Here is a 6625-nt window from a genome sequence, read left to right as displayed (position 1 = left end):
AATGTAGACTTTGGTGTTGCTGGCGCTGGCAATACAGTTACACTGATGCTCGTTGTCAATGCTACGTTGTTCGGATTTACCACGCCTGCAGGCAGAGTTACAATTCCACTTACGGTGAATATCTGCTGCGTCCGTACAGCCGGATCATAGCTTGAACCGTCAACATTCCATGTCACGTTGGCGTTCATGCTTCCCGTATCGGTAACGAGTTCTGTCGTTGCTGGTAGTCCAAGGGCAGCTGCTGTCTTCGCCGTACCGTTCACCACTCCTGTGATTGCCGCAGGTGTTGTAATGCTCTTAAGCATTTTATCTGCCGAAGGAGCTTTTAATACTTGAAACTCATAAATTCTTGCCGCTGGATCACTGGTTTGTGTAGGGGTTGTAACGTTCAATTTGATGTATCGGGCCGATACCACGGCTATACTGTCTATCGTTATGCCGTTCGTATTATTGGCTACGTCGACCACCTTACTCCAGTTTGTACCATCACTGCTGACCTGAATATTGTAAGCCTTCGTGTTCTGGGAGGCGGACTCCCCGCCTGTCGAAGCGTGCTTGATAATAAACCCGTTCACGCTCTGCACGGAACCGAGATCAAGTTGCAGCCAAATGTTGCTGGATTTGGAGCACCATTTGCTGTTCCCGGTTACGATACCGTCCACAGCTTTAGCCGCTGTTTCTGAAGCAGTGCACGCACTGTCCGCTGTTGCCGTTATTTGTGATGAAGGAATCTTATTTACAGTTACGCTAACGCTTGTTGTCAACGACACGTTGTTCGGGTTTGCGACTCCAGTAGGCAGAGTTACGGTTCCTGGTACCGTGAAGGTCTGCGCCGTCATGGTAGTTGGATTGTAGTTAATGCCGCTTAAATCCCAAATCACACTGGCATCCATATTTCCTGATTCGGTTACAAGCGCTGCATTTACGGGCAATCCAAGAGCTGCAGCTGTCTTGGCCGTTCCGATGTCCACTCCTGAGATGGCTGCCGGCGCTGTGATGCTCATGAGATTCGTTGGCGGCACTTCAGATAACTCAAACCAGTTAATGTTCCAGCCGCCTGTATTGATGGCCAGCCTTATGGTATGCTTGCCAGCACTTAAGGTAACCTTGTCGGATACGGTCCTCCAATTTTGCCAGCCTCCGGTTGACGGCAACGATGTTATTTTATTCGAAACACCATCTACTAAGAAATTGACTATGCCTGTACCACTGTTTACTGATACCCTGTAGTCTACTTTGTACAATCCTGATTTTTGCACATTTACAACGTAGTCCATCCAGTCTCCCGGATCTGTAAATCCTACATCCTTTGTACCCTCCGTGCTGTCCTCTGTTTGAATCCCAGACATTTTCAAATAATTTTCTGCTTCTATTTTTCCAGGTATTTGAGGCGGTCCTAGTACAGTTACACTGATGCTCGTTGTCAATGCAACGTCGTTTGGATTTGTCACCCCTACTGGCAAGGCTACTGTTCCAGTTATTGTGAAGGTTTGTGCAGTCCCTAGAGCTGGATCATAGCTTGAAGTGTCAACATTCCAAGTCACATTGGCATTCGCATTTCCACTATCGGTAACCATTGTCACCGTTTGCGGCAATCCAAGTGCCCCCGTTGTTTTGGCTGCCCCGTTGGACACGCCAGTGATGGCCGCAGGTGTTGGGATGCTCAGCAGCGCTCCAGTTCCAATAACTTTAAGCTCATAAATACGCGCTTGCGTACCCCCGTTTTGTGTCGGTGTAACGATATTCAGCCTGACATACCGGGCATTCAGCGGAACCACCTTATGAAGTTTGTAACCTGACTGATTTCCGGTAACATTGACAACTGTTGTCCAAGTCGTTTGATCATTGCTGACTTGAATGTTGTAATCCCTGGTGTTCTGCGCCACATCATCTCCGCCTTCGCCCGCATGTTCCACAATGAATCCGGCGATGTTTTGCGATTGACCCAAATCAATTTGGAGCCAAGGTTTGGAAGAATTCGAGCACCACTTGCTTCCTTTGTATCCGACGCCATCAACAGCTTTAGTCGCATCTTGCGCAGCACTGCACGCATCGCTAGCCGTAGCAGGCTTATTCAGCGCAATATTAAGGCCTAATTCCCCACTCCAATCAAAGGAAGGAGGCGCATCCGACGGGGAGCTGCCCCACTCCGTATTTGGCTTATTACCCATCGTAAACTCCAGCGTTGCGCCATTCGCCATCGTATTATAGTCGAGCCAAGTCGAACTAGATGGACGACCGTTCAGGTTCAAGCTCTGGATATAAGGGTTCGTTCTCGAAGCATTCTTTCCGATAATATGAATTTGCTTGCCAGCGCCCTGCGAGATTCGGATGTCCTCAAATAAAGGACCGTTTAACGTCACGCCGCCAACTCCCGGAACCATCGGGTACATGCCCAAAGAGCCCCACACATTTAAGGCCGACATCGCACCCAAATCATCGTTGCCGAAAAGTCCTTTGGGCAGGTACGAGAATTGCTCTGTAATAACGCGGCGTACTACTTCCTGTGTTTTATAGGGGGCACCCAAAAAGTTGTATAACCACGGCACATGGTGCTCCGGTTCATTTGATATGAACGCATAAGGACTGTTGGGCCCCTCATCCAACTTAGTGAGATGTACATCAAGTCGTTCGATCGCTTTGGCATTCCCGCCCATCTTGTCCGTCAGGGAACGGATATTGAACGGAATCATCCACGTATATTGGGCAGAGTTGCCTTCTACGAACCCATCATAAAATGGGTTATTACATGTCGGGCAAAAGCTGGAAATAAACGTTCCATCCGCATTTTTGGGGCGAATATATGTGGTATCCATATCAAATAAGTTTTTCCAGTATTGAGCGTGCTTCATATATTGCGAATATTTCTCGGTGTCTCCTACTGCTTGGGCAAACTGCGCGATTGCAAAGTCCGCCGAGTTATATTCCATTGCTGTCGATGTAGCTCCAAAAAAATCGAAGCCGCCAGTTACTGGAATATATCCGTTAGCTAAATAACGGTCTAGACTTGCCCTGGTCAAATAATCGCGTGTGCTTTTGGTAAACGGTTGCGAAGCGCCTTTGTTCATGGCCGTTAAAGCGTCCTCGAGATTAAAATCTCTTGCCCCGAAAGCATACATGTTGGCAACAATGATCGCGCCTGGATCTCCGACCATGACATTGGAGTCTTCATTCAGTACGGACCATTTGGGGAAACCTCCGCCTCCTTGCATAGCCGCATGGACTAACGATTGCGCCATATCGCTGGCCTCTTCGGGATTAATGAGAGCCTGCAATTGCACTTGGGAACGATAAATATCCCACCCGGAATACGTAGCGTACTCTTTATGTCCGGGAGCAACCGTATGGACCTGTTTATCAAAGCCTTGATACTGTCCATTGGCATCGCTGTAAGTCGCAGGAAATTGCATCGTATGGTACAGGGTCGTGTAGAAAGTCCGGGCATCCTCATATGCCGCTTCCGTCACCGATACCTGTATACGGTTCAACTTCTCGTTCCACGCTTGGGAAGCAGCCTGTTTGACCTCATCAAAATCCCATTTCGGATTTTCTTGCGCCATATTGTCCAGCGCATTCTCGATACTTACATAGGAAATGGCCGATTTGACTTTGACCGTTGGATTAGAGGTCGTGTCAAAGGTCAGATAAGCACCCGTTTGTTTTCCTTCCGCCAGCGCAGAACCAGCTGAAACCGTTGCGCCCTTCCACGTTCCTGAGCTAACGAAAGGACGGTCGAATTCAACCGCATAATACAATTTGTACGTATTGACCTTGCCTCCGCAAAACCTGCCGCTTTCCACAAACCCCGTTAATTGATGATCACTCACGATACTGATTCGCGAATTATCAACGCCTGTGCTATTCAGACCCGAATTAATGAGCATCATAGCTTGATTGGATGCAGGATAGGTGAAATTGCCGATTCCCGTTCGTGTCGTTGCAGTTAAATCGACCTGAATAGGGTTCGCTTGATTACGGTCCAATCTAACGCTGTAGCTGCCTGGAGAAGCAGATTCGTTAGCATGGGAAAAGTTTGCTACGTAGTCGTCAAAGTTAGTTCCGGGGGACCTACCTATAGGTCCGACCCATGGCATGATCGGTACATCTTGAAAAATGTTGCATCCGGTTCCGCTGAGATGAGTTAAACTGAAGCCCTTGATTTTGGTGGCGTTATAATTGTATCCGCCATATGGCTGTCCCCCCCAGTTCGTATCGGGACTCCATTGCATCATGCCAAATGGAACAGCAGCTCCTGGAAAATCCATCCCTGCGCCGCCCCCGGTCCCAAAATCAGCTGCTGCAAAATCGGTGCCTGCGAACGGATTTACATATTGCGTTAGATTCATTTTTGCATCTGCAACTTGGGCAGCCCCGGCAGCTTCAGCAGCTTCGGCTGTCCTTGGTATACTAAACCCAGTAGACAATAAAGTAACTACGAGTGATGCCGATAGGAAAGTAACTAGCTTTTTTTTAAACATCGAAATCCTCCCTAAAAAATGAAATAAAGTTCGCCATTCTAGTGTAGTCAATGGCGCTTTGCGGCGCCAGCACAGCAATGCGCTTCGTTTGGCAGCCGCTTACATATTGATGTTTGCTCACGCCGAAAGGTCATGACTCGTTTTATTTCCCATTGACTCCCCCCTGATGAAGTTATGAAAGCGTTTTACATCTATCATCTTAAGGGATCAGGATAATGGTTATAACGAGGTAAATCTATTATTTATTCCGATTTCCATCCTAAATTGAAAATGGGTTTAAGAATGCCTTTTGCGATATTCAACCGGAGAAATGCCCGTATTTTTCTGAAACCACTCGCTGAAATAACGAGAGTTAGGATAACCAAGCGCATCGCCAATCTGATAAACTTTCATGTTGCTTTCCACAATCAAGCTGCAAGCTTTATTTATACGAATCCGTGTTAAGTAATCGCTGAAGGACTGACCAGTCTCCTGACGGAATAATCTGCTCAGATAGTTGGGCGTGATAAATAGTTCATTAGCAATATCAGCCAAATGGATCTCTTCGGCAAAATGCGCATGAATATAATTCAGCGCCTTTTTAATTAGATAGGAACCCGGTTCTTCGGATGGCTCTAAACTGCTTGATTCTTTGAATTGAAGGACTCTGTCCGAAGTACAGAGATCCTTAGCCTTTAATAGCGCATTCTCAATATCTACCAATTCCGAGGGCTTGAGCAGATAATCGACTGCCCCTAAGCGCAGGGCTTCCTGCGCGAATTTGAAATCGCTGTAACCGCTTAAAAATATTGCCTTAATACGGGACAAATCGTCCGCCCCATTCTCGCTTGCGCTATCGCGAAGCCTTGACAGCATTTCAAGTCCGGTCATATTGGGCATGCGGATATCGGAAAGAATAATATCCACCGGATCTTCTTTCAAATAGGCAAACGCATCGGCCCCATCATGAAAAACTTTAACGAGAACGATACCGAGCTTTTTCCATTCGAGATGTTCACTTAACCCTTCACGAATCCAAGCTTCGTCGTCTATAATTACCGCTCTGCATTCTGCATTAGTCATTGTGCTTACCTCACATTCATCTTGTAGTCAGTTGCAAGAAGCTCCGCGGTTCGACGAAATCGTTCATACTTTTCTTACTTTCTACACATCGATATAGCCCAATTTTAGTTTCCCGTCCTAACAATTGTAACAACAAAAAATAAAGCTTTCTCTAAAAAATGAATTTGATAATTCAAAAGCCTTATTGTGCTTGGTTTTTTAAGACATAAAAAAAGGAATGCCTCCCCAAAATCTCGAAATGTTTGGTTACTATACCGACACATAGAGATGAAAGGATGAATTCCCTATTTACAGTTTACGGCAAGAAAAGCTGTTTTCCTACAAGTGAACTTTTTCGGCATTTACAATATTTTCAAAGAGTAATCTGGAAATACTTTCCAAATATCCTGTTACCCAGTTTAGATCGCTTTATGAGCTAACTCCTATATACTTCAACGTGACCGACGGTGCAGATTGATTAAATAATTCTTTAAGCACGGATACGTCTTTAGTTGTTTGATAAACGTGATATCCGTACGTCTTACGTAACGTCTGTGTACCGACTTCATTTAAACCGGCTTCCTTGGCAGCCTTATTCAAAATTCGATATACATGAATCCGTTTGATTGGAACGCCTGTTCTCTTTGAGCAGAACACATACTCTTCATCATCCAAGTGTTGAAGATACTGTTGGTAACCCAAATGTAACTCCTCAATCAGATCAAAACTTTTTTCTTTTCCGGTCTTTTCTTCTTTTACTTGTATAACATTTTTCCCCTTTACATCTTTTACTTTTAATTGAAGCAGGTCGTTAAGATGCAAACCCGAATTTATTCCAGTTGTAAACAGAAGCCAATCTCTGAGTGACCGCTTCAGAAGAATATCTTGAATTTCTTTTATTTTTGCCCTATCCCTTATGGGATTGACCTTTTGCATAAAATACACTCCTTCATTTAATTTATGATACATTTTGCATCTTAAAAATTAGCAAGTGACGTCATGAATTTCAATATGCTAAAACATACCTTAACCCCGGCATCAAGGTTTCTTTTATGTCAGGGTTGCGATCCGCAATCTTGAATTGATGGGAATTTCTGGCTATGATT

The 6625-nt window shown here is 45.4% G+C and carries 4 protein-coding genes; all 4 read right to left on the bottom strand.

The window, feature by feature from the left end; genetic code table 11:
* The coding region (locus GC098_RS39495) for a GH92 family glycosyl hydrolase (protein WP_216625152.1) at nt 1–4478 on the bottom strand (4478 nt) is incomplete at its 3' end.
* Nucleotides 4471–4599 carry a hypothetical protein gene (locus GC098_RS40730; RefSeq protein ID WP_281366908.1) on the bottom strand — a complete coding sequence of 43 codons (129 nt, stop codon included), beginning with the start codon at nt 4597–4599 and terminating at the stop codon, nt 4471–4473. The genes GC098_RS39495 and GC098_RS40730, both read right to left, overlap by 8 nt.
* 155 nt (nt 4600–4754) lie before the next feature.
* A complete protein-coding gene (locus GC098_RS04695; protein WP_171641414.1) occupies nt 4755–5540 on the bottom strand; it encodes a response regulator transcription factor in 786 nt (261 codons plus the stop codon).
* A 408-nt stretch (nt 5541–5948) separates the two neighbouring features.
* A complete protein-coding gene (locus GC098_RS04690; RefSeq protein ID WP_171641412.1) occupies nt 5949–6455 on the bottom strand; it encodes a tyrosine-type recombinase/integrase in 507 nt (168 codons plus the stop codon).
* Nucleotides 6456–6625 lie beyond the last annotated feature (170 nt).

The organism is Paenibacillus phytorum (genome assembly GCF_013141715.1).
In the GTDB taxonomy this organism is placed as follows: Bacteria; Bacillota; Bacilli; order Paenibacillales; family NBRC-103111; genus Paenibacillus_E; species Paenibacillus_E phytorum.
Note: the sequence above shows the minus strand (reverse complement) of the source record. Positions and strands in the feature narration are given on the sequence as shown.